This is a genomic window from Mycobacterium sp. JS623 (assembly GCF_000328565.1).
In the GTDB taxonomy this organism is placed as follows: Bacteria; Actinomycetota; Actinomycetes; order Mycobacteriales; family Mycobacteriaceae; genus Mycobacterium.
In genome coordinates, this window is record NC_019966.1 from 6,442,217 (window position 1) to 6,464,916 (window position 22,700).

A 22,700-nucleotide genomic window follows, 5' to 3' on the forward strand; every position below is an offset into this window, starting at 1 on the left:
ATGCTGATCGCCGCGGTGCTCTGTTTGTGCGCCGCCTTCGCGACAGCCGGGCTGGGCGTCTGGCTTCTGACCCGACCGAAATCCGGCGACTACGTCCTTGCGATCCTGCGCGGCGTCGCACCCATCCAACTGGCTGCCGCGGTGATGCTTGCCGCAGGCGGGGCGGTCGCGTTGTCGGCCAAGCCGGAGACCGGGCTGGTGGTCGTCATCGTGTGCGTGATCGGCGCGATCAGCACCGTCGCGGCAGGCTGCTGGCAGAGCGCCAAGGTCGTCGCGCGTGCCGAAGCGGGTCAAGCCGCTGCGGCGTGCGGCGGTGCCTGCGCGAGCTGCACGCTGTCCTGCAACTCCGCGTGATTCGTTGCCGCCGACGGTCTTTCAGTTGCGGCTGATGTCGATCGGATGGCTGGCCAGCAGCGACAGCGGCATCGGCTGACGACGCAACACCCGCGACCACAGATCCACCCGCGGCTCGACCAGCACATCAGATGGCAACGCGGACAACACAATCCAGTCGTCGCGTTCAATCTCGCCCTCGAGCTGACCGATGGTCCAGCCCGAGTAGCCCGCGAAGATGCGCACCCCTTCGACCATCGGGGCGACGGTGTCCGGATCGGCGTCGAGGTCGACCATCACCATCCTGCCCTGCACGTGCCGCAGCCCGGGCACCCCGCTCGCCTCCAGACCGACGCGAAGCGTCGCCAGGCACAGCGCCGCGTCGCGCTTCACCGGCCCGCCGATGAACATCGTCTTGGGCTTGGTGGCCAGCTTGGCCCACTGCGGCAAAACGTTGTAGACCGCGGTCTCACTCGGCCGGTTCAGCACCACGCCCAGCGTGCCGCCGTCGTTGTGCTCGACGATGTAAATGACGCTGCGCCGAAACGTCGGCTCCAACAAATCGGTGTTCGCGAGTAGCAATGTTCCGGCGCGCACCCGATGCGCCGCAGGAGCGACGAAATCCTCCGGATCCTCTGAGTGCGCCACCTCACCATCATTGCACCGGCAACGGGTCGTGGTGGCGAACAAGCGCGGCCCGCCGGGATATTTGTAGTGTGGGTCGGGTTGCCGATCTGCAGGACTCAACCGGGACGTGATACTTCGTGGCCGACGCTCGCGCACACATCGCCGTTTGGCGTACCGCGCGTGCGCTGCCAGAGTTCTGGCGACTGCTCGAACTCCGGGCGGTCAGCCAATTCGGCGACGGCCTGTTTCAGGCCGGCCTCGCCGGCGCCATCCTGTTCAACCCTGAACGGGCCGCCGAGCCGTGGGCGATCGCCGGTGCATTCGCGGTGCTGTTCCTGCCGTACTCGCTGCTCGGCCCGTTCGCGGGCGCGCTGCTGGACCGCTGGGACCGGCGCGTGGTGCTCATCGCGGCAAACCTCGGCAGGCTGGTGCTCGTCCTCGCCGTCGGCGCCCTGCTTGCCGCGGGAACAAGCGATCTGCCGATCCTGTGCGGGGCATTGATCGTCAACGGCTTCACCCGGTTCGTCTCCTCGGGTCTGTCGGCGGCGCTGCCGGATGTGGTGCCCCGGGAGAACGTAGTCACGATGAACGCGGTGGCCGTCGCCACCGGAGCGGCGGCAGCGTTCATCGGCGCCAACTTCATGCTGCTGCCGCGCTGGCTGTTCGGTGCCGACGACACCGGGGCCGCCGCAATCATTTTCATCGTCACCCTGCCGGTCGCGCTTGCGCTGCTGCTGTCCGTGCGCTTCCATCCGCACGTCCTCGGGCCCCACGAAAGTAAGCGCGCGATCCATGGTTCGGTCGCCTATGCGGTGGCCACCGGGTGGCTGCACGGCGGGCGCACCGTGCTGGCCGTACCGACCGTCGCGGCCACACTGTCGGGGCTGTCTACACACCGGATGGTGCTCGGCATCAACACACTGTTGGTGTTGGTGATGGTGCGGCACACCGACACTCAGGCCGTTGCCGTCGCGGGTCTGGGCACCGCCGTGCTGTTCGTCGCAGCCACGGGTCTCGGATCATTCCTGTCGACCGCACTGACGCCGAGCCTTGTCCGCAGGTTCGGCCGCTACGCCACGCCCAACGGTGCGTTGGCCTTCGCGGCGGTCGTCCAGCTGTGTGGCTCGGGCCTACAGCTTCCTGCGATGGTGGTTTGCGGGTTCCTGCTCGGCGCGGCCGGACAGGTGGTGAAGCTGTGCGCGGACACCGCCATGCAGATCGACGTCGACGACGCCCTGCGCGGACACGTGTTCACGGTTCAGGACGCGCTGTTCTGGATGTCCTTCATCGTCGCGACCACGGCGACGGCCGCGGTGATTCCCGCCGACGGCCACGAACCCGGACTGGCGCTCGCCGGCGTTGGGGTCTACCTCGTCGGGCTGGCGGTCCACGCCAGCGTCGGTCGGCGTGCTCCGGCACCCCGCTAAGGTGACCGGCATGTCGACAGCGGGGCCGATGGTGGCTGATCTCCGTGCCGAGAGCGACGAGCTCGACGCGATCGTCGCCGACCTGCCCGCCGAGCGATGGGCCGAGGCAACGCCTGCGCCCGGGTGGACGATCGCCCACCAGATCGCACACCTGCTGTGGACCGATCGCGTCGCGCTGACCGCGGTGACCGACGCGGACGGATTCGCTGCGGTGCTGGCCGAAGCAGCCGAGGATCCGACGGGGTTCGTCGACGCCGGCGCCGACGAGCTTGCCGCGCTGTCACCCGACGAACTTCTGGCGAGCTGGCGACAGACCAGGACCCGGCTGCACGGCGAGCTACTGACCGTCGCCGACGGACGCAAGCTGCCGTGGTTCGGTCCACCGATGAGCGCCGCGTCGATGGCCACCGCGCGGCTGATGGAAACGTGGGCGCACGGGCTGGACGTCGCCGACACGCTTGGCGTCAAGCGGCCCGCGACGGCGCGGCTGCGCTCGATCGCGCACATCGGCGTGCGCACACGTGACTTCGCCTTTTCCATCAACGGGTTGACCCCGCCGGCCGATCCATTCCGCGTGGAGCTGCGCGCACCGGACGGCTCGGTCTGGGAGTGGGGTCCCGCAGACGCGGCTCAGCGCGTCACCGGGCCGGCGGAGGACTTCTGCATGTTGGTCACGCAGCGCCGGCCGCGGACGGACTTGGATGTGCATGCCGTAGGCGCCGATGCCGAGACATGGCTCGGTATCGCACAAGCATTCGCAGGCCCGCCGGGACCGGGCCGCTAACGGGTTGATCGCACGCACTATTGGTGTGCAATCAACCCGTTAAGTCACACGTGGCTGGCGGCGTCGGCTTTTCCGTCGCCATCGGAGTCGGCGAGCTTGACGTCCCACGTGCCGTCGCCGTCAGTATCGACGTAGGCAACCTCGCCGGACAGCGCGCGGTCGGCCAGCCCGTTGCCGTCGGTATCCGTCAACCGATCGTCGGCTTGCCCGTCGCCGTCCAGATCGACCACGGGTCCGCCGGTGTGCTCGATGCCGTCGAGACCGAACCACCGCAATTGGCCGCCTCGGTCGACGCTGACGGCCCACGTTCCGGTGCCGTCGTCGGTGAAGAACGTCGGCTCGGACGCGTAGTCGCGGACCATCTGATCGGCCAGGCCATCGCCGTCGGTGTCGGCCATCGCGTCGTCGATCAAACCGTCGCCGTCGAAATCCAGGCCGACCGCATCCAGCGCGCCGTCGCCGTCCACATCAATGTTGGGGTCGGCGGTCCACATCGTCGCCGAGCCGTCCGCGTCGCCAAGGCAGTACTCCATGGCGGGTTAGACGGTGCGGTCGCCTTTCGAGTTCCACCACTTGGTCAGTTCCTCGACAGCTTCGTCGTGGCTCAACGGCCCGCGGTCGAGTCGCAGCTCCTTGAGATGACGCCACGCCTCCCCCACCTCGGGGCCTGCCGGGATGTTGAGGATCTTCATGATCTCGTTGCCGTCAAGGTCGGGACGCACTCTGGCGAGGTCTTCTTTGGCGGCCAACTCGTCGATGCGGTGTTCGAGGTCGTCGTAGTTGGCCTGCAGCCGCGCCGCCCGGCGCTTGTTGCGCGTAGTGCAGTCGGCGCGCACCAGCTTGTGCAGCCTTGGAAGCAGCGGCCCCGCATCGGTGACGTAGCGGCGCACCGCCGAGTCCGTCCACTTGCCGTCGCCGTATCCGTGGAAGCGCAAATGCAGGTACACCAGCTGCGACACGTCGTCGATCATCTGCTTGGAGTAGCGCAGTGCCCGCATCCGCTTGCGCACCATCTTGGCGCCGACGACTTCGTGGTGATGGAAGCTGACGCCGCCGTCCTTCTCATGCTTGCGCGTGGCCGGCTTGCCGATGTCGTGCAGCAGCGCAGCCCAGCGCAACACGAGATCGGGCCCCTCGTCCTCGAGAGCGATGGCCTGCTTCAACACCGTCAGCGAATGCCAGTACACATCCTTATGCTGATGGTGTTCGTCGATGGCCATCCGCATCGCGCCGACCTCGGGCAGCACCACGTCACCGAGCCCGGTCTGCACCATCAGATCGATGCCTGGGACGGGATCCGCACCCAACAACAGCTTGTCCAGTTCGGCGGCGACGCGCTCGGCGGTGATGCGGCCCAGTTGCGGCGCCATGTCCAGCAGCGCCGTCAACACCCGCGCCGCGACGGTGAATTCGAGCTGCGACACAAACCGTGCGGCCCGCAGCATGCGCAGCGGATCGTCGCCGAACGACACCTCCGGCGCCGACGGCGTGTCGAGCACGCGTGCGCGCAGGGCCGCCAAACCGCCCAGGGGATCAAGGAATTCGCCTGGGCCGGTCGCGGTGATGCGCACGGCCATTGCGTTGACGGTGAAGTCGCGGCGCACCAGATCGTCGTCTAGCCGTTCGCCGAATCGCACCTCGGGATTTCGCGACACCTGGTCGTAGGTGTCGGCGCGGAAGGTGGTGATCTCCAGCCGATCGTCGCCCTTGCCGACGCCGAGCGTGCCGAATTCGATGCCGGTGTCCCACAGCGAGTCGGCCCACGGCCGCAGCATCTTCTGCATCTGCTCGGGCCGGGCGTCGGTGGTGAAGTCGAGGTCGTTGCCGAGCCTGCCCAGCAGTGCGTCGCGCACGCTGCCGCCGACCAGGTACAGCTCGTGCCCCGCGTCAGCGAATACCTTGCCGAGGTCGGCCAGCACTGGACCGTGGCGGTTCAGCGCCTTCGCGGCGCCGGCCAGCAGCTCGGCATCAGCAGCAGAATCGGGCACGTTCGATAACCCTAATCGGCTACAGCCCGGTCACGACCGGTGAGTGCAGGGGGAACGAAACTTCGTGGCAGCTACCATCGCTTAGGTGTCAGACGGCGAACAGGCCAAACCACGACGGCGCCGGGGGAGGCGCCGCGGCCGTCGCGCTGCTGGTCCGCCTGAAGCCACGCAAGTCCGCAACACCAACCCCGTGCCCACGCCGAATGACCAGTCGAACGGTCAGAGCAAGCCCCAGAAGTCGCGTCCGCGCCGGCCCGCGGACCGGCTGCGCACGGTGCACGAAACCTCGGCGGGCGGGCTGGTCATCGACGGTATCGACGGGCCCAAGGAAACGCAGGTCGCCGCGCTGATCGGACGCATCGACCGCCGCGGCCGGATGCTGTGGTCACTACCCAAGGGCCACATCGAACTCGGTGAGACCGCCGAGCAGACCGCGATCCGTGAAGTCGCCGAAGAGACAGGTATCCAGGGCAGCGTGCTGGCCGCACTCGGCAGTATTGACTACTGGTTCGTCACCGAGGGTCGACGCGTGCACAAGACCGTGCACCATTACTTGATGCGGTTTCTTGGCGGCGAGCTCTCCGACGAGGACCTCGAAGTCAGTGAGGTGGCCTGGGTGCCACTCAAGGAGCTGCCGTCGCGGCTGGCCTACGCCGACGAGCGCCGGCTGGCGGAGGTCGCCGGTGAGCTGATCGACAAGCTGCACGCGGACGGCCCCGCCGCGCTGCCGCCACTGCCGCGGACCTCGCCGCGCAGGCGCGCCCAGACGCACTCGCATACCCGCAACCGCCGTCCCGACGAACAGCCATCTCGCCGGACGAACGGGTGCGGACAAGGCCCGTGACCGTACCCGCGGCGGTGCCGCGAGTGCTGCCCTGGATGGTGCTGGCGCGGCTGTTGGCCGTCCTCGCGCTGCTCACGCTGATCGCCGTTCCTGTCGGACTGCCTCATGCCGCCGCGGGTGAGCCGGGCGCGGTGCCTTTCCTGCAGGTGCGCATCGACCGCATCACCCCCGCGGTGGTCACCACTACCAGCGAGCCGACCGTCACTGTCAGCGGAACGATCCTCAATGTCGGCGACCGCCCGGTGCGCGATGTGATGGTCCGCCTCGAGCACGCCGCCGCGGTCACGTCGTCGGCCGGGCTGCGGACCAACCTCACCGGCAACGTCGACCAGTACGAGGCTGTCGCCGACTTCATCACGCTCGCGCCGGAATTGCTTCGCGGACAAGACGTTCCGTTCAATCTCGTTTACCCGCTGCGGTCGGCGGAGCTGCCGTCGCTGCATATCACCGAGCCCGGCGTCTACCCGATCATGGTCAACGTCAACGGCACACCGGACTACGGCGCGCCGGCCCGCCTCGACGATGCCCGCTTCCTGCTTCCGGTGCTCGGGGTGCCGCCCGAGCCCGCGGCCGACTCGGCCGCCGACACGCTGAGCTCGGTGGTGCCGCCCGATACCTCCAAACCTGTTCGGCTGACCATGCTGTGGCCGCTCGCCGACCGGCCGCGGCTGGCGGCGGGTGCGCCAGGCGGAACGACGCCGGTGCGGCTGATCGACGACGACCTCGCGACCTCACTGGCGCCTGGCGGCCGGCTCGACACCCTGCTGTCGGCGGTCGACTTCGCCACCAGCCCGCCCGTCGACCCCGGCGGCGAGGTGCGCAATGCGATGTGCCTGGCCGTCGATCCCGACCTGCTGGTCACCGTCAACGCGATGACCGGCGGCTACGTCGTCAACGACGCCCCCGACGCAGGGCCGGGCACGCCGACGCATCCTGGAGCGGGCCGGGACGCCGCGGTGGGCTGGCTCAATCGGCTCAAGGGTTTGGCGCAGCGGATGTGTGTGGCGCCGACGACGTACTCGCAGGCCGACCTCGACGCGCTGCAGCGCGTCGGCGACAAGGGGCTGAGCGCGATCGCCACCAAGAGCAGCGCCGACATCGTCGACCAGATTCTCGGGGTGACGTCGACGCGGGGTGCCACACTCGTCGGCGACGGACCGCTGACCGGGTCGGCTGTCGAGCTGCTGACGGCACAGGGCCCGACGGTCGCGATCGGCGCTGCCAACAGCGCCGCCCAGGACTCCGCCACCGGCGAGCCGGCGACAGCGGACGTTCGGTCTGTCAGGTACACGCCGGACGTGGCCGTCGCGCCGTTCGACCCGACCGTCGGCGCCGCGCTCGCCGGGGCCGGCACCGAGCCCTCGTCGCCGTCGTATCTGGATCCGTCGCTCGACATCCCGGTCAAACACGACTCGCAGGTGGCACGGCGCCAGGACGCGGTCGGCTCGCTGCTGTGGCGCGGCCTACACCCCGACACCGAGCCGCGCACCCAGATCCTCGCGCCGCCGCTGGCCTGGAACCTGGCCCCCGACGACGCGCAGGCGATCCTGACCGCGGTGGCGTCCACCATTCACGCCGGGCTGGCCGTCGCCCGACCGCTACCCGCGGTGATCGCCGAGGCCAACGCGGTCGCTCCGGACGATCTCGCGTCTACTCCGGACAGGTCGCTCGGCAATCCGCGTGGCCGGTTCGACGACGGCGTCGTGTCGGGCATCGCGGCCGTGACGACGCGGCTCTGGGGGCTGGGGGACGCGCTGGCCGCCGATGAGCGCACCGGCCTCACCGGAGCGCAATACACCGCGCCGCTGCGCGAGGACCTGCTGCGCGCGCTCAGCCAATCGGTGCCCCCGGATGCGCGCAACGGCCTGGCCCAGCAGCGGCTGACGACCGTCGGCCACACCGTCGACGACCTGTTCGGCGCGGTCACCATCGTCAACCCCGGCGGTTCCTACACCCTGGCCACCGAGCACAGCCCGCTGCCGTTGGCGCTGCGCAATGACCTTCCGGTGCCCATCCGGGTACGGCTGCAGATCGCCACGCCGCCAGGCATGACGGTGACCGATCCGGGTGAGATCGTGCTACCGCCGGGCTATCTGCCGCTGAAGGTGCCCATCGAGGTGCACTTCACGCAGCGCGTCGCGGTCGATGTCGCATTGCACACCGCCGACGGCCTGCCGCTTGGCGAACCGGTACGGCTCTCGGTGCACTCCAACGCCTACGGCAAGGTGCTGTTCTTCATCACGCTGACGGGCGGCGTGGTGCTGGCCCTGCTGGTTGGTCGACGGTTGTGGCACCGCTTCCGCGGCCAGCCCGACCCCGCTGATCTGGACCGCCCGGACCCGATCGATGTTGCGATCGCGTATGCGAAGGACGTCGACGAGTCGCCGCCCGCCATGAGCCGTACGGGCGAGGAGACGTGAGCACCGTCGGCGGTTCGCCGCCACCGCCGCCGCCGATCAATCGCGTTCCGCCGCGCCGCTACCCGCCCCGTACCCCGGTCTATCCGCCGGCCAGCAGGATGCCGCCGCAACGACTGCCACGCGGCCCGGCTCCGCGACGACGGGCCGGCCGCCCCGAGCTCTCCGACGCCGCGGTGGTGTCGCGGTCGTGGGGCATGGCGTTCGCGACGCTGATCAGCCGGATCACCGGCTTCACCCGCATCGTGCTGTTGGCCGCGATTCTCGGCGCCGCGTTGTCGTCGGCGTTCTCGGTGGCCAACCAGCTGCCGAACCTGATCGCTGCGCTGGTGCTCGAGGCGACGTTCACCGCGATCTTCGTGCCGGTGCTGGCGCGCGCCGAGCGCGACGACCCCGACGGCGGCACCGCATTTGTGCGGCGGCTCATCACGCTGGCCACCGCACTGCTGGTGGTGGTCACCCTGGTGTCAGTGGCCGCCGCTCCCCTGCTGGTTCGGCTGATGCTGGGCAGCGACCCTCAGGTCAATCGGTCGCTGACGACGGCGTTCGCGTATCTGCTACTGCCGCAGGTGTTGTTCTACGGCCTGTCGTCAGTGTTCATGGCGATTCTCAACACCCGCAACGTGTTTGGGCCGCCAGCGTGGGCGCCGGTCATCAACAATGTGGTCGCGATTGCCACGCTCGTCGTGTATCTCATTGTGCCGGGCGAACTTTCGATCGACCCAGTGGAAATGGGCAACGCCAAGCTGTTGGTGCTCGGCATCGGCACGACGCTCGGTGTGTTCGCACAGACGGCTGTGCTGCTGGTTGCCATCCGACAGGAGCGAATCAGCCTGCGCCCGCTGTGGGGCATCGACGACCGGCTGAAGAAGTTCGGCACGATGGCGGCGGCCATGGTGCTCTACGTGTTGATCAGCCAGATCGGCTTGGTCGTCGGCAACCGGATCGCCAGTGGCGCAGCGGCTTCCGGTCCCGCGATCTACAACTACACCTGGCTTGTGCTGATGCTGCCGTTCGGCATGATCGGCGTAACGGTGCTGACAGTGGTGATGCCGCGGCTCAGCCGCAACGCCGCCGCCGACGATGTCCGCGCAGTGCTGGCCGACCTGTCACTGGCCACCCGGCTGACGATGGTGACGCTGATCCCGATCGTCGCGATGATGACCATCGGCGGCCCCGCGATCGGCAGCGCGCTATTCGCTTACGGCAACTTCGGTGAGACCGACGCCGGCTATCTCGGCATGGCGATCACCTTGTCGGCGTTCACGTTGATCCCGTATGCCCTTGTGCTGCTTCAACTTCGGGTGTTCTACGCGCGTGAGCAGCCGTGGACACCCATCGTGCTGATCGTCGTGATCACGGTCGTCAAGATCGCCGCGTCGCTGGCCGCGCCGTATCTGACCGACGACCCGGAGCTGGTGGCCGGCTATCTCGGGCTGGCCAACGGTCTTGGTTTCCTTGCCGGTGCGACCGTCGGCTACTTCCTGCTGCGGGCCAGCCTGAACCCACCCGGCGGACGGTTGGTCAGCCTGCCGGTGGTGCGCACCATCCTGGTGACCATCGCGGCATCACTGATCGCAGGCCTCGTCGCGAACATCGTCGATCAGCTTTTCGGGCTCGAGTCGCTGACCCGCAACTGGGGCGGCGCCGGTTCTCTGCTGCGGCTGCTCGTGCTCGGACTGATCATGGTGCCGATCATCGGCGGGGTGATGGTGGCCGCCCGGGTGCCCGACGCGCAGGCCGCTCTGGCCGCCATTCGGCGTCGTCTCGGCAAGGGCGCGGGGGTAGCCGTACCACCGGCGGCCCGCTCCGACCGGCCACGCCCAGGTGGCCCCCTCACGTACGCTGATCAGAGGAATTCGCTCGCGACACGCCATCGTCAATTCCCGGCGGCGGTCCGGCGCGGGCCTCCGGCCAGCGTTGCCGGTGACGGAATGCCGAAGGGACCAGCGGTGAGCGACGACCAAGCGACCGGCGCCGCACCGGGCCCTGAGGGCACCACGACCAAGATCCCGCGACCGTCGGTATCTGATTCGACGGCTCGGCCGTCGGTATCTGATTCGACGGCTCGGCCGTCGGCAGACGACTTCGCCCCCGACGTCCCGCCCGAGACCGTCGAACACGAGACACCCGAGGAAACGGCGGCCCTTCCCAAACCAGCCAACGGCACGACGCCGATGCCGGTTTCCGGCCGTCCACCCGCGGACTACGGCGGCGACCCCACGCGTGAGCCCATGGGGTTCGCGCCGCCGCGCGAACCCGCGATCGAGTCCGCCACCTCCGACGAGGATGTCCACCTCATTCCGGGCGCCACCATCGGCGGGGGCCGGTATCGACTGCTCGTCTTCCATGGCGGCCCGCAAAGCCTGCAGTTCTGGCAGGCGCTCGACACCGCGCTGGATCGCCAGGTCGCCCTGACGTTCGTCGACCCCGATGCGACGCTGCCCGACGAACAGGTCCAGGGGATCCTGGCGCGCACGCTCAAGCTGAGCCGCCTTGACATGCCTGGCGTCGCGCGGGTGCTCGACGTGGCCAGCACCGGGTCCGGCGGCCTTGTGGTGTCGGAGTGGATCCGCGGCGGCTCCTTGACCGAAGTGGCCGAGACGTCGCCGTCGCCGATCGGCGGCGCCCGCGCCATCCAATCGCTGGCCGCGGCAGCGGAAGCTGCCCACCGCTCCGGCGTCGCGCTGTCGATCGACCATCCCAGCCGGGTGCGGGTGAGCATCGAGGGCGATGTCGCGTTGGCGTTCCCGGCCACGCTGCCCGACGCCAGCCCAGAAGACGACATCCGCGGTATCGGCGCTGCGCTCTATGCGCTGCTGATCAACCGCTGGCCGCTGCCCGAATCGGGCGTGCGCAGCGGATTGGCACCCGCCGAACTTGACACCGCGGGCCAGCCCATCGAACCGCGGGCGCTCGACCGCGACATCCCGTTTCAGATCTCGGCGGCGGCGGCGCGCGCGGTGCAGGAAGGCGGAGGCATCCGCAGCGCCCCGACACTGCTGAACCTGCTGCAGCAGGCCACCGCCGTCGCCGACCGCACCGAGCTGATCGAGCCGGTCGACGAGCCGCCGGTGCCCCAGCCGTCTCGGCTCCGCGGAGCAGCCCCCGGCGACCCGGAGTCGGAGCGGCGGCGGCGCAGGGGGCTGATGATCGGACTCGGCGTGGGCGGCGCGATCATCATCGTCGCGCTGATTGTGCTTGCGTCGGTGGTCACTCGGATCTTCGGTGACGTCGGCGGTGGCCTGGGCGGTGATCAGCTTGGCCTCAATGCGCCAACGACGTCCGCCCAGGGCGGCAACAATTCGGCAGGCAAGGTCGTGAAACCCGTTCGCGTGACGGTGTTTTCACCAGAGGGCGAGCCGGATGCACCCGGTGAGGCCGCAAAGGCCATCGACGGCAACCCCGCGACGGTGTGGCCCATCGACACGTACACGGATCCGGTGCCGTTCCCGAACTTCAAGAACGGGGTCGGGCTGATGCTGCAGTTGCCGCAGCCGACCAAGCTCGCCGAGGTGACCATCGACCTCAACAGCACCGGCACCGCGGTGCAGATCCGTTCGGCGCAGACGCCGACGCCCGCGTCGCTGGACGACACCACCGTGCTGGTGCCCGCCACCACACTGAAGCCCGGTTCGAACACGATCAAGGTCGACAACCCGGCGCCGACGTCGAACGTGCTGGTGTGGGTATCGACGCTCGGCCAGGTCGACGGCAAGAGCCGGTCGGACATCGCAGAGGTCACGCTCAGAGCCGGGTCTTGATCGGCGGCCAACCCGCTATCCCCAGCGCCGCAAACTTGTGTAAGGACCTACCTGGGAATCCGCTTACTGTTCGCTTGTGGGGAGCTTCGAAGGAGTCGGCCGCTCAGACGCTGAGTTGCTGACCGCTCACGTCGCCGGTGACCGCTACGCCTTCGAGGAGTTGTTCTACCGACACGAGCGCCAGCTGTATCGGCTGGCGCGCGTCACCAGCCGCAGCCCCGAGGACGCCGCGGACGCCCTGCAGGACGCGATGCTCAAGGCGCACCGCAACGCGCCCACGTTCCGGCACGACTCCGCGGTCAGCAGTTGGCTGTACCGCATCGTCCTCAACGCCTGCCTGGACCGGTTGCGCCGCCACATGAACACCCCGACCACGGCCCTGGATGACGACGCCTGCCACGTCGGCGATCCGATGCCGAGGGTCGACACCGCGATCGTCGTCGAGCGCGCCCTGATGCGGCTGCCCGTCGAACAACGCGCCGCGGTGGTCGCCGTCGACATGCAGGGCTACTCGGTGGCCGAGACCGCGCGGATGCTCGGCATCGCCGAGGGCACCGTGAAGAGCCGCTGCTCGCGGGCCAGGGCAAAGCTCGCCGAAGCGCTCGAGCATTTCAACGCCGGCGCCGCGACACACAGCGGGAACCGCGATGTCGGAGGCGGCGTCTAACTGGCCGTGGGGGAGACTGGCTTGCGTCAGGGGATGGCACAACCGGCGGGGGCAGCGATGGACGACGACGCGGGTCGCGAACCCGGGCCGATCACCCCCGAATTGCTCGCCGATCTGCAGGCCGGACTGCTCGACGACGTCACGGCCGCGGCGCTGCGCCAGCGCGTCCGCACCGATCCCGAAGCCGCCGCCACGCTCGCGGCGCTCGACCAGGTCCGCCGCGACCTCGCCGATCTCGGGACCGACGAGTCCTCTGCCCCCGACGTCCCGTCCGATGTGAGTGCCCGCATTGGGTCGGCGCTGCGAGAGCAACCGCGCGGCCCCGCCCATTCGGCTCGACACACGCCACGATGGCAGCTGGCTGCCCTCGTGGCAGGCGTTTGCGCCGCGATCGTGGGCGCCGTCGTCGGCGTGCTGATGCTGGCGCACGACCCCGCGCCCACCTGGTCGAGGGGACCGACCGCGGAAAGCATCACGGCCACCAGGCCCGCCACCGCGCTGCCACTATCGAACCCACAGATTGTCGGTCTGCTGTCGCAGCGCCCGGACTACGGCCCGCTGGCCGACCCTGCGCAGCGTGCCTCCTGCTTGTCCGCGCTCGGGTACTCGGGCGCGACCGCGGTGCTGGGCGCCCGACCGGTTGACATGAACGGGCGGCCCGCCGTTCTGATCGTGTTGCCCGCGGATACGCCGCGGGCAGTTCTCGCGCTGGTCGTCGAGCCAGACTGCAGCCCCGCTCACAATGGGCTGCTCGCCAATACGTTGATCACTCGTCCGTAATCTGTCCTGCAGGCCGCGGGGAACACCCCGGCATACCCTGGTGTTTGTATCCGTGCCGACGTGATACGGCAGAAAGGCTCGAATGACCCCCTCCTCCGCTGTTCATGACGTCATCATCATCGGCTCAGGCCCGGCCGGTTACACGGCCGCGGTGTACGCGGCCCGCGCCCAGCTGAAACCACTGGTGTTCGAGGGCACGCAGTTCGGTGGCGCACTGATGACCACCACCGAGGTGGAGAACTATCCCGGTTTCCGCGAGGGCATCACCGGCCCGGAGTTGATGGACGAGATGCGTGAGCAGGCGCTGCGCTTCGGCGCTGATCTGCGGATGGAAGACGTCGACGCCGTCTCGCTGGACGGGCCGATCAAGTCGGTGACCGTCGGCGACGAGACCCACCAGGCGCGCGCCATCATCCTCGCGATGGGCGCCCAAGCCCGGCACCTCGGCGTGCCCGGCGAGGAGGCGCTCATCGGCATGGGCGTGAGCACGTGCGCCACCTGTGACGGCTTCTTCTTCCGTGACCAGGACATCGCCGTCGTCGGCGGCGGCGATTCGGCGATGGAGGAAGCGACGTTCCTCACCCGGTTCGCCCGTAGCGTCACGCTCATCCACCGCCGCGAGGAGTTCCGGGCCTCCAAGATCATGCTGGAACGCGCGCGCGAGAACGAGAAGATCAAGTTCCTCACCAACACCCAGGTGATCTCGATCGTGGGCGATCCGAAAGTCACCGGTGTGCGGTTGCGTAACTCGGTCACCGGTGAAGAATCCGAACTGTCCGTCACCGGGGTGTTCGTCGCGATCGGCCACGACCCGCGGTCGGATTTGGTGCGGGGCCAGGTGGATCTCGACCCGGAAGGCTACGTGCTGACCAAGGGTCGGACCACGAGCACGTCGGTCGACGGCGTGTTCGCCGCGGGCGACCTTGTCGACCACACCTACCGCCAGGCCGTCACCGCGGCGGGGACAGGCTGTTCGGCGTCCATCGACGCCGAGCGCTGGCTGGCCGAAAACGCTTCCGCCACAACGGATGACAACACCGATCTGATTGGAGCCCCGCTATGACCGAGAAGACTTCCGCGACCGTCGCCGTAACCGACGACTCGTTCGCCGACGACGTGCTGTCCAGCAGCACGCCGGTGCTGGTCGACTTCTGGGCCACGTGGTGCGGGCCGTGCAAGATGGTCGCCCCCGTGCTGGAGGAGATCGCCAACGACAAGGCCGGGTCGCTCAAGGTGGCCAAGATCGATGTCGACGCCAACCCGGCCACTGCCCGCGATTTTCAGGTCGTCTCGATCCCGACGATGATCCTGTTCAAGGACGGTGCCCCGGTGAAGCGGATCGTCGGCGCGAAAGGCAAGGCCGCGCTGCTGCGCGAGCTCGCTGACGTGGTCTAACGCCGCAATTGGCGGGCCTGACACCCGCCTGGGGTTTTCTCGAAAGTGGGAACCGTCTGCGACAATGCTGCCTAGCTTGTCTTTGCTTCGTCAGCGCCCTTTGGCCTGACAAATGCCGGCCCGCAGGGCAGCCGGGGAAGGGTCGAGTATGTCGAGTCTGCGTCACGGTGACCGCGGGGGTGCGGTCACCGAGATCCGGGCGGCACTGGCGGCGTTGGGCATGATCGACAACCCCGACGACGACCTGATCACCGGTCGACACGTCGCCGTCGATGTATTCGACGACGAACTGGACCACGCAGTGCGCGCATTCCAGCAGTACCGTGGTCTGCTTGTCGACGGAATCGTCGGCGAGGCGACTTTCCGTGCGCTGAAAGAAGCTTCGTACCGATTGGGCGCCCGCACGCTCAACCATCAGTTCGGTGCGCCGATGTACGGCGACGACGTTGCGACGCTGCAGGCCCGGTTGCAGGACCTCGGCTTCTACACCGGACTCGTCGACGGGCACTTCGGCCTGCAGACCCACAATGCGCTGATGTCATATCAGCGCGAGTACGGCCTCTACCCCGACGGCATCTGTGGCCCAGAAACGTTGCGCTCCTTGTATTTTCTCGGCTCTCGGGTTACCGGCGGCTCGCCGCACGCCATCCGCGAGGAGGAGTTGGTTCGCCGCTCCGGGCCGCGGCTGTCGGGCAAGCGGATCATCATCGATCCGGGCCGCGGTGGTAGCGATCATGGCCTGATCATGAACGGACCGGCGGGGCCCATCAGCGAGGCAGACATCCTGTGGGACTTGGCCAGTCGGCTCGAGGGCCGAATGACCGCGATCGGTATGGAGACGTTCCTGTCCCGCCCGGTGAACCGCGCACCTTCTGACGCTGAACGGGCCGCCACGGCCAACACCGTCGGCGCCGACTTGATGATCAGCCTGCGCTGCGCCGCTCATGCCAGCCCCTCCGCCAACGGGGTGGCCTCGTTTCACTTCGGCAATTCGCACGGGTCGGTGTCCACCATCGGTCGTATGCTTTCTGACTTCATTCAACGAGAAGTGGTGGCGCGCACCGGATTACGTGATTGCCGCACCCATGGACGGACCTGGGATCTGCTGCGGCTGACCCGGATGCCCACCGTCCAGGTCGATGTCGGCTACATCACCAATCCACACGACCGGGGCATGTTGGTGTCCGCGCAGGCCCGTGACTCAATCGCCGAAGGTGTGCTCGCCGCAGTCAAGCGGCTGTATCTCCTCGGCAAGAACGACCGGCCAACGGGGACATTCACTTTCGCCGAGCTGCTGGCCCACGAACTGTCAGTCGATCAGGCCGGCCGCGTCAGCCCGACGTAATCTCCTGCAGACACGGCCCCGCGCCCGCGCCGACCGGCTGTTGCAGCTGCGCGCTTTCCAGTAGACGTTCCAGCGCCGCCTCGACATCGGCCTTCCACCCCAGCCCCTGCTCGAGTTCCAGACGCAGCCGCGGAAAGTAGCGGTGCTGCGTGACGACCACAAAGCCGGCGTCCTGCAACAGGTCGGCATCGAGCACGCACTGGTCAACCGAGCAGTCCCCCAGCACCTCGACGACTGGGCGCAATTCCGGTGCGGCCGTACGGGGATCCAATAGTTCGGTCACTTCAGAGGTACGCCCGAAGGCTTCCAGCGCACGTGCACCGCGGCGGACAAGATCACCGACCACGGATGCGATCAGATGCCGCGACAGCCCCTCGGCGTCATGGCCGGACTCGACGCCGAGCGAGGTGAGCAGCACGGCGTCGGCGCTCACCGGTCCGGTGGGGAAATGACGCGCGCGGGGCACTGCACCCGGTGGTGCATAGAACGCGTAGCCCAGGCACGGGTTGTCGCCGATGTCGAATGGCATCGCCGGGTCTTCATCGATCGCGGCCTCGGAGTCGCGGCACTGCACCGCCATCTGACCGCACGACCCCCACTCGAGCATGACCATCGACAGCCATGCTTCCTTCTCGAACTCGGGGTCGCTGAGGTGATCGTCGGCCCTCAGGGTCGCCGGATCCACCTCCCAGTACACGCAGCGGCGTGCGTGCTTGGGCAGCTGCTCGAAGGCTTCGAGCCGAAGAGGCGTGATACGCGCTGCCACTAAACTCCCCGAGTTCTGCGCGGTGCTGAAGTGCCGTGCTGCCACTCCAGGATAGAAGCACCTGGCGCCGACGGCCCCTTTTCGCCGGGTTCATTCATCGGCCAGCGCCGTCGATTTGAATCCCGTTGCTACACATAGGGTTTCCTTTTTCGCAGGCGAGCGGGCCGACTGGTTTGGGGGTCTGTGTCACAGTGACGTAATTACATCGTGTGGTAGGTCACCCGTTGGACGAACTCATAAGCTCGACTATCCGTTGCAAATCGTCGACCGAGCCGAACTCGACCACGATCTTGCCCTTTCGTTTGCCAAGGCTGACCGTCACGCGCGTATCGAACGCCGTCGACAGCTTCTCAGCAACGTCCTGCAGGCCGGGCATGTGAATCGGCTTGCGGCGCGGCGCAGACGGTGCCGAAGGGCTTTCCCGGTTCGCCAGCGTGACGGCCTCCTCGGTGGCGCGCACCGAAAGGCCCTCGGCGACGATGCGTGCCGCGAGCTCCTCCTGCTGCTCCGGCCCGCCTTCGAGGGCCAGCAGTGCGCGGGCGTGCCCGGCCGAAAGCACGCCGGCCGCTACCCGCCGCTGCACCGCGATGGGTAAGCGAAGCAGCCGGATCATGTTCGTGATCAACGGTCGCGACCGGCCGATGCGGGCGGCCAGTTCATCGTGGGTGACTTCGAACTCGTCGAGCAGCTGCTGATAGGCCGCCGCCTCCTCGAGCGGGTTCAGCTGTGCGCGGTGGATGTTCTCCAGAAGGGCGTCGCGCAGCATGCTGTCGTCGGCGGTCTCCCGCACGATCGCGGGAATGGTGGCCAGGCCGGCCTGCTGCGCGGCCCGCCAGCGCCGCTCCCCCATGACGAGCTGATAGCGCGGCGCCCCCGGCTGTGTCGCACGTACCGCCCGCACGACGATCGGCTGCATCAGGCCGAACTCGCGAATGGAGTGCACGAGTTCGGAGAGGGCTTCCTCGTCGAACACCTGGCGGGGTTGTTTGGGGTTTGGGCTGATCGCTGACGGATCGATCTCGCGGTAGATGGCACCGACGTCCGTCGTCGCAGCATCACTGACCCCCGGCCCACCGATCACGACGTCGGCCGCGGCCTCTCCCATCCGCGGTCCGTAGCCCGAGTCCTCGCCATCGGCCGGGCCGGTGGGGATCAGGGACGCCAGGCCCCTGCCGAGGCCGCTTCGCTTGTTCTTCGGTTGAGTCATCGGCGCTATCTCCTGCTCGCGAAACGCTTCATCGGTGCTTTCTCCTCTTCGCGTAAGCGCTCATCGGCTCTGTCCCTGAGGCGCGCCTCGCTCGGCGAGTTCACGGCTGGCGTCTAGATAGCTCATCGCGCCCCGCGACCCGGGGTCGTAGTCCAGAATCGTCATGCCGTACCCGGGGGCCTCAGAGACCTTGACGCTGCGCGGGATAACGGTTCGCAGCACTTTGTCGCCGAAGTGGGCCCGCACATCCGCGGCAACCTGGTCGGCGAGCTTGGTCCGCCCGTCGTACATCGTGAGGATGACGGTGGTGACGTTCAGCTCCGGATTGAGGTGGGCCTTGACCATCTCGATGTTGCGCAGCAGCTGCCCCACCCCTTCGAGTGCGTAGTACTCACACTGGATCGGGATCAACACCTCCGGGGCCGCGACAAGCGCGTTGATGGTCAGCAAGCCCAAGGACGGCGGGCAGTCGATGAAGACGTAGTCGAAGTCGTGGTCCTTCAGGGCGGCCAGCGCCGTGCGCAATCGGCCTTCGCGTGCCACCATGCTGACCAACTCGATCTCGGCGCCGGCGAGGTCGATGGTCGCCGGCACACAGAACAGCCGCTCGCTGTGCGGGCTGCGCTGGATCGCGTTCTGTAGCGGGATCTCACCGATCAAGACCTCGTACGACGACGGGGTGCCCTCGCGGTGTTCGATGCCGAGTGCGGTGCTGGCGTTGCCCTGAGGGTCGAGGTCGATCACCAGGATGCTCAGCCCCTGCAGCGCGAGCGCCGCCGCGACGTTGACCGCGGTCGTCGTCTTCCCCACGCCACCCTTCTGGTTGGCGATCGTGAAGACCCGTTGGCGGGCCGGCCGGGGTAGGCCGCCCTTCGCCGCGGCGTGCAGCAGCTTGACAGCACGCTCCGCCTCTGCCCCTATCGGGGTGTCCAGCCCAGTTTGGTCAGCCCAGGCTTCCCGGGTAGCCCCGTCCCATGTTTCACGTGAAACATCGGACCGTTGCGGCTCCTGCGGCGCCGCGCCACCGGGTGCCGAGACACCCTCCGGGACCGAACTCATCCGCTTCTCCTGCCCGTTCGTGGCGACCGGTTCACTCCCCGAACCGTTGGCTCGCGCCGCGCCACGACCGCGGTCACGGGTGGGTCCAAGTAGTCCGCGCCACATCTCATCACCCTTACATCGACGGCACCCAGCGATGCCATCACACGCCGGTGCTCCCGGATCTCTTCCTCAGCGCGCTCGCCTTTGATCGCCACCATCCGGCCATCCGGACGGAGCAGCGGCACGCTCCACTTCGTCAGCTTGTCAAGGGCGGCGACCGCCCTGGAGACAACCGCGTCCATCTCCCCCACTTGCTGTCGCACGGACCGATCCTCGGCCCGTCCCCGCACGACCGCGATCTCGAGACCGAGATCGTCGACCACCTCGCGCAGAAAGTCGCTGCGGCGAAGAAGTGGTTCGATGAGCGTGAGCCGAAGGTCGGGCCGGGCCAACGCCAACGGTATCCCGGGCAGGCCCGCCCCACTACCGATGTCCGCGATCTGCTCGCCCGCATCGAGCAATTCGGCGACCGCAGCACTATTTAATATGTGGCGGTCCCACACGCGGTCGACTTCACGCGGGCCGAGCAGCCCTCGCTCCACGCCGGCCCCCGCCAAGATCTCGGCGTAGCGCTGGGCGCGGCCCAACTCCGATCCGAAGAGGGACTCGGCAACTGGCGGTGCCGCGGTCACCTCGACATGTTTCACGTGAAACATCCTCCGGATCTCGCGGGCCGGAACTGGGGTCGCGGCTGGAACTACATCGATGTAACTCGCGCCTCAGTCGAGCAGAACAACCACGCGACGAGAGGGTTCGACGCCCTCGCTCTCGCTGTGCACGCCGTCGACGGCGGCGACCGCGTCGTGCACGATCTTGCGCTCAAACGGCGTCATCGGGGTCAGCTCTTCGCGCTCCCCTGATTCCAGCACCCGGCGCGCCACCTTGTCACCGAGTGCGGCCAACTCGTCACGCCGCCGGCGGCGCCAGCGCGCGATGTCGAGCATCAGCCGGCTGCGCTCACCAGTTTTCTGGTGCACCGCCAACCGGGTCAGCTCCTGCAGCGCGTCGAGCACCTCGCCCTTGCGGCCCACCAACTTCGTCAGGTCACCACCGCCGTCGATGCTGACCACCGCGCGGTCGCCCTCGACATCCAGATCGATGTCGCCGTCGAAGTCCAACAGGTCCAACAGTTCCTCGAGGTAATCGCCCGCGATCTCGCCTTCGGCCACCAACCGCTCTTCGAGATCGTCGCCCGTCGGGGTCGCGGTCTCCGTGCCGTTGTCCTCGTCGGTCAATTCGTCGCTGCGTTCGGTCGTCTCGGCATCCGTCATGACTGTCTCTCCCTCATCCACCACCGGATCGTGCTCCGGTCAACGCTTCCGCTTCTTGGGCCGCGCACCGGGCCGCGGCGTCGCTCCCGGGCGCGGCTTACCGTCGCCGGTCGGCTGTCCGTCGACCGCCGGCGTGCCGTCCACCACAGCGTCCGTCGCGTCCGTGATCTCCACGCCGTCGGTGACCGTCGGCTCCGTCGGTGCGGGTTCCGTCTTGCGCGCACGGTCAGGCTTAGCGCCCGGCTTCGGCGCATTGGCCGCCCGTCTCTCTTGCGCCTCGACCTTTTTCGCCTCTTCCTCCTTGGCGATGTTCCCGAAGACGTAGTGCTGCTGCGCGAACGTCCAGATGTTGTTCGAGAACCAGTAGAGGATGATTGCGATCGGTAAGAACGGCCCGCCGACAACGACGCCAAGCGGGAACACGTAGAGCGCCAGCTTGTTCATCATCGCGGTCTGCGGGTTGGCCGCCGCTTCGGGGCTCTGCCGCGCCACCGACGCCCGGCTGTTGAAGTACGTCGCGATGCCGGCGGCGATCATCAGCGGCAGGCTGACCGCCACCACCGCGCTGCGGCTGAATTCGGTGAAGGCATCCAGACCTGACGACTGGATCATGGACGAACCGATCGGCGCACCAAAAAGGTTGGCGTCCAGGAAGTGTCCGACGTCGGTTGCGCTGAAGATGTAGTTGCCCGTCGCGCGGTTCTGCTCCACCGTGAGGTGTGGCCCGAAGCTGCCGCCCATGCCGCCTGTCACGGTCCGGTTGAATGACCGCAGCACGTGATACAGCCCGAGGAACACCGGCACTTGCGCGAAGATCGGCAGGCAGCCCATCAGCGGGTTGAACCCGTGCTCGCGCTGCAGCTTCTGCATCTCCAGTGCCATCCGCTGGCGGTCCTTGCCGTACTTCTTCTGCAGCGCCTTGATTTGGGGCTGCAGCTCCTGCATCTGGCGTGTGGTGCGGATCTGCCGGACGAACGGCTTGTACAGAATCGCGCGCAGGGTGAAGACGAGGAACATCACCGACAGCGCCCATGCGAAGAAGTTCGACGGTCCGAGAACGAACGCGAACGCCTTGTACCAAGCCCACATGATCGCCGAGACGGGCCAATAGATGAAGTCCAGGCTGAACCAGTCAAACACGCGTTTCGCTCTTCCCTTGCTCCGCTGGGCTGTCCCAGAAATCGTCGTGCCGCGGGCCGCCGCGGCGCTCGGGTATCGGGTCCCATCCTCCCCGATGCCACGGACCGCACTTCAGCAGACGCACCATCGCCAGCCATCCGCCGCGGATCAACCCGTACTCGCTCAGCGCGTCGACCGCGTACTGGCTGCAGGTCGGCGTGAACCGGCATGTGGGTAATCGCATCGGCGAGATCGTGTGGCGATATAGCTCGATGAGGAAGACCACTCCCCGCGCACCTACACTCATCGGCTCGACGCCTCGTTGCGTGGACGCGTGCGGCGAATCGCCGTTCGCAGCTCTTGTTCGAGCCGCGCCGAGATCGCGTTGCGACTACCCGGGAGCGCGCGGATGACCACGCGGTCCGCCGGATCCAGTTCGTTGATCACCGTCCGTGCGACATGGCGCAGCCGACGGGCCACCCGGTGCCGCTGCACCGCGCCACCTACAGCTTTCGAGACGACCAATCCGATGCGCGGCCCATCGCCGGAGCCATCGTCAGTCGACCGCAACGCGTGCACCACGAGATCGGGCTGCACCGCGCGCACCCCTTGACTGACGGTGACACCGAAGTCCGTCGACCGCGTCATCCGGTACCGAGCCGGAAGCACCGCGCTAGACCTTGCGTCGAATCACGCAGTCAGCTTGCGGCGACCCTTGCCCCGCCGGTTCGACACGATCGCGCGGCCGGCCCGGGTGCGCATCCGCAGCCGGAACCCGTGCACCCGCGCGCGTCGGCGGTTGTTGGGCTGAAAGGTCCGCTTGCCCTTGGCCACGGCTGTTCACTCCTTGTTGCGTCTGGCACCC

General features: G+C 67.9%; 23 protein-coding genes. 11 read left to right on the forward strand and 12 right to left on the reverse strand.

The window, feature by feature from the left end:
- Complete coding sequence (locus MYCSM_RS31295) at positions 1 to 354, forward strand: hypothetical protein (RefSeq protein ID WP_015310206.1); 354 nt, start codon at positions 1 to 3, stop codon at positions 352 to 354.
- Between the two features lie 21 nt (positions 355 to 375).
- On the opposite strand, the gene MYCSM_RS31300 is transcribed toward MYCSM_RS31295, so the two are convergent.
- Positions 376 to 981, reverse strand: coding sequence for a YqgE/AlgH family protein (locus MYCSM_RS31300; RefSeq protein ID WP_015310207.1), 606 nt, complete (start codon positions 979 to 981; stop codon positions 376 to 378).
- Between the two features lie 116 nt (positions 982 to 1,097).
- Between MYCSM_RS31300 and MYCSM_RS31305 the strand changes: the two genes are divergently transcribed.
- Together MYCSM_RS31305 and MYCSM_RS31310 are read left to right on the forward strand one after the other, a co-directional pair.
- Positions 1,098 to 2,387, forward strand: a complete 1,290-nt coding sequence (locus MYCSM_RS31305; protein ID WP_015310208.1) for an MFS transporter — start codon at positions 1,098 to 1,100, stop codon at positions 2,385 to 2,387.
- Positions 2,388 to 2,397: 10 nt separating this feature from the next.
- A complete protein-coding gene (locus MYCSM_RS31310; RefSeq protein ID WP_015310209.1) occupies positions 2,398 to 3,171 on the forward strand; it encodes a TIGR03084 family metal-binding protein in 774 nt (257 codons plus the stop codon).
- Between the two features lie 44 nt (positions 3,172 to 3,215).
- Here the strand turns inward: MYCSM_RS31310 and MYCSM_RS31315 are convergent, their stop codons facing one another.
- Together MYCSM_RS31315 and MYCSM_RS31320 are read right to left on the reverse strand one after the other, a co-directional pair.
- Positions 3,216 to 3,704, reverse strand: a complete 489-nt coding sequence (locus MYCSM_RS31315) for a hypothetical protein (RefSeq protein WP_015310210.1) — start codon at positions 3,702 to 3,704, stop codon at positions 3,216 to 3,218.
- 6 nt (positions 3,705 to 3,710) lie between these two features.
- Positions 3,711 to 5,159, reverse strand: coding sequence for a CCA tRNA nucleotidyltransferase (locus tag MYCSM_RS31320; RefSeq protein WP_015310211.1), 1,449 nt, complete (start codon positions 5,157 to 5,159; stop codon positions 3,711 to 3,713).
- An 85-nt stretch (positions 5,160 to 5,244) separates the two neighbouring features.
- On the opposite strand from MYCSM_RS31320, the gene MYCSM_RS31325 reads away from it, so the two are divergent.
- The 8 genes from MYCSM_RS31325 to MYCSM_RS31360 all read left to right on the forward strand — a co-directional run bounded on the left by MYCSM_RS31325 (position 5,245) and on the right by MYCSM_RS31360 (position 16,371).
- Complete coding sequence (locus tag MYCSM_RS31325) at positions 5,245 to 6,003, forward strand: NUDIX hydrolase (protein WP_015310212.1); 759 nt, start codon at positions 5,245 to 5,247, stop codon at positions 6,001 to 6,003.
- A gap of 35 nt (positions 6,004 to 6,038) precedes the next feature.
- On the forward strand, positions 6,039 to 8,423 hold the full coding sequence (locus MYCSM_RS31330) for a DUF6049 family protein (protein WP_041315399.1): 2,385 nt from the start codon (positions 6,039 to 6,041) through the stop codon (positions 8,421 to 8,423).
- A gap of 98 nt (positions 8,424 to 8,521) precedes the next feature.
- The gene (murJ, locus tag MYCSM_RS31335; protein WP_041315402.1) at positions 8,522 to 12,184 is read left to right on the forward strand and encodes a murein biosynthesis integral membrane protein MurJ; all 3,663 of its coding nucleotides are present in this window, start codon (positions 8,522 to 8,524) and stop codon (positions 12,182 to 12,184) included.
- Positions 12,185 to 12,260: 76 nt separating this feature from the next.
- Positions 12,261 to 12,851, forward strand: a complete 591-nt coding sequence (sigM, locus tag MYCSM_RS31340) for an RNA polymerase sigma factor SigM (RefSeq protein WP_015310215.1) — start codon at positions 12,261 to 12,263, stop codon at positions 12,849 to 12,851.
- A 33-nt stretch (positions 12,852 to 12,884) separates the two neighbouring features.
- Entirely contained in the window at positions 12,885 to 13,631 is a 747-nt protein-coding gene (locus tag MYCSM_RS31345) for a hypothetical protein (RefSeq protein WP_157681429.1), read from the forward strand.
- Between the two features lie 82 nt (positions 13,632 to 13,713).
- Positions 13,714 to 14,694, forward strand: coding sequence for a thioredoxin-disulfide reductase (gene trxB, locus MYCSM_RS31350; RefSeq protein ID WP_015310217.1), 981 nt, complete (start codon positions 13,714 to 13,716; stop codon positions 14,692 to 14,694).
- Positions 14,691 to 15,026 (forward strand): thioredoxin, encoded by a 336-nt coding sequence (trxA, locus tag MYCSM_RS31355; RefSeq protein ID WP_015310218.1) that lies wholly within the window; start codon positions 14,691 to 14,693, stop codon positions 15,024 to 15,026. Before trxB ends, trxA begins: the two co-directional genes overlap by 4 nt.
- A 148-nt stretch (positions 15,027 to 15,174) precedes the next feature.
- On the forward strand, positions 15,175 to 16,371 hold the full coding sequence (locus MYCSM_RS31360) for an N-acetylmuramoyl-L-alanine amidase (protein WP_015310219.1): 1,197 nt from the start codon (positions 15,175 to 15,177) through the stop codon (positions 16,369 to 16,371).
- On the opposite strand, the gene MYCSM_RS31365 is transcribed toward MYCSM_RS31360, so the two are convergent.
- The 9 genes from MYCSM_RS31365 to rpmH form a co-directional block, all read right to left on the reverse strand.
- Complete coding sequence (locus MYCSM_RS31365) at positions 16,358 to 17,137, reverse strand: hypothetical protein (RefSeq protein ID WP_015310220.1); 780 nt, start codon at positions 17,135 to 17,137, stop codon at positions 16,358 to 16,360. The two genes, MYCSM_RS31360 and MYCSM_RS31365, sit on opposite strands and share 14 nt — an antisense overlap.
- Positions 17,138 to 17,354: 217 nt before the next feature.
- Positions 17,355 to 18,344 (reverse strand): ParB/RepB/Spo0J family partition protein, encoded by a 990-nt coding sequence (locus tag MYCSM_RS31370; RefSeq protein WP_015310221.1) that lies wholly within the window; start codon positions 18,342 to 18,344, stop codon positions 17,355 to 17,357.
- 60 nt (positions 18,345 to 18,404) lie between these two features.
- Entirely contained in the window at positions 18,405 to 19,403 is a 999-nt protein-coding gene (locus tag MYCSM_RS31375) for a ParA family protein (RefSeq protein WP_015310222.1), read from the reverse strand.
- Positions 19,400 to 20,092: a 16S rRNA (guanine(527)-N(7))-methyltransferase RsmG gene (rsmG, locus tag MYCSM_RS31380; RefSeq protein WP_015310223.1), complete on the reverse strand. Its 693-nt coding sequence runs from the start codon at positions 20,090 to 20,092 to the stop codon at positions 19,400 to 19,402. Before rsmG ends, MYCSM_RS31375 begins: the two co-directional genes overlap by 4 nt.
- Positions 20,093 to 20,164: 72 nt before the next feature.
- A complete protein-coding gene (locus MYCSM_RS31385; protein ID WP_041315404.1) occupies positions 20,165 to 20,716 on the reverse strand; it encodes a Jag family protein in 552 nt (183 codons plus the stop codon).
- A gap of 39 nt (positions 20,717 to 20,755) precedes the next feature.
- Positions 20,756 to 21,805, reverse strand: a complete 1,050-nt coding sequence (gene yidC / locus MYCSM_RS31390) for a membrane protein insertase YidC (protein ID WP_051073970.1) — start codon at positions 21,803 to 21,805, stop codon at positions 20,756 to 20,758.
- Positions 21,806 to 21,848: 43 nt separating this feature from the next.
- The gene (gene yidD, locus MYCSM_RS31395; RefSeq protein WP_015310226.1) at positions 21,849 to 22,142 is read right to left on the reverse strand and encodes a membrane protein insertion efficiency factor YidD; all 294 of its coding nucleotides are present in this window, start codon (positions 22,140 to 22,142) and stop codon (positions 21,849 to 21,851) included.
- The gene (gene rnpA, locus MYCSM_RS31400; RefSeq protein WP_015310227.1) at positions 22,139 to 22,504 is read right to left on the reverse strand and encodes a ribonuclease P protein component; all 366 of its coding nucleotides are present in this window, start codon (positions 22,502 to 22,504) and stop codon (positions 22,139 to 22,141) included. Before rnpA ends, yidD begins: the two co-directional genes overlap by 4 nt.
- Before the next feature lie 21 nt (positions 22,505 to 22,525).
- Positions 22,526 to 22,669 carry a 50S ribosomal protein L34 gene (gene rpmH, locus MYCSM_RS31405; RefSeq protein ID WP_015310228.1) on the reverse strand — a complete coding sequence of 48 codons (144 nt, stop codon included), beginning with the start codon at positions 22,667 to 22,669 and terminating at the stop codon, positions 22,526 to 22,528.
- Positions 22,670 to 22,700 lie beyond the last annotated feature (31 nt).

Bases quoted from the DNA above. Each gene is read 5' to 3' on its own strand.
- MYCSM_RS31295 (WP_015310206.1), top strand. From the start codon at position 1: ATGCTGATCGCCGCGGTGCTCTGTTTGTGCGCCGCCTTCGCGACAGCC.
- MYCSM_RS31310 (WP_015310209.1), top strand. From the start codon at position 2,398: ATGTCGACAGCGGGGCCGATGGTGGCTGATCTCCGTGCCGAGAGCGAC.
- MYCSM_RS31315 (WP_015310210.1), bottom strand. From the start codon at position 3,704: ATGGAGTACTGCCTTGGCGACGCGGACGGCTCGGCGACGATGTGGACC.
- MYCSM_RS31330 (WP_041315399.1), top strand. From the start codon at position 6,039: ATGGTGCTGGCGCGGCTGTTGGCCGTCCTCGCGCTGCTCACGCTGATC.
- murJ (WP_041315402.1), top strand. From the start codon at position 8,522: ATGCCGCCGCAACGACTGCCACGCGGCCCGGCTCCGCGACGACGGGCC.
- MYCSM_RS31345 (WP_157681429.1), top strand. From the start codon at position 12,885: ATGGCACAACCGGCGGGGGCAGCGATGGACGACGACGCGGGTCGCGAA.
- trxB (WP_015310217.1), top strand. From the start codon at position 13,714: ATGACCCCCTCCTCCGCTGTTCATGACGTCATCATCATCGGCTCAGGC.
- trxA (WP_015310218.1), top strand. From the start codon at position 14,691: ATGACCGAGAAGACTTCCGCGACCGTCGCCGTAACCGACGACTCGTTC.
- MYCSM_RS31360 (WP_015310219.1), top strand. From the start codon at position 15,175: ATGTCGAGTCTGCGTCACGGTGACCGCGGGGGTGCGGTCACCGAGATC.
- MYCSM_RS31370 (WP_015310221.1), bottom strand. From the start codon at position 18,344: ATGACTCAACCGAAGAACAAGCGAAGCGGCCTCGGCAGGGGCCTGGCG.
- MYCSM_RS31375 (WP_015310222.1), bottom strand. From the start codon at position 19,403: ATGAGTTCGGTCCCGGAGGGTGTCTCGGCACCCGGTGGCGCGGCGCCG.
- MYCSM_RS31385 (WP_041315404.1), bottom strand. From the start codon at position 20,716: ATGACGGATGCCGAGACGACCGAACGCAGCGACGAATTGACCGACGAG.
- yidC (WP_051073970.1), bottom strand. From the start codon at position 21,805: ATGTGGGCTTGGTACAAGGCGTTCGCGTTCGTTCTCGGACCGTCGAAC.
- yidD (WP_015310226.1), bottom strand. From the start codon at position 22,142: ATGAGTGTAGGTGCGCGGGGAGTGGTCTTCCTCATCGAGCTATATCGC.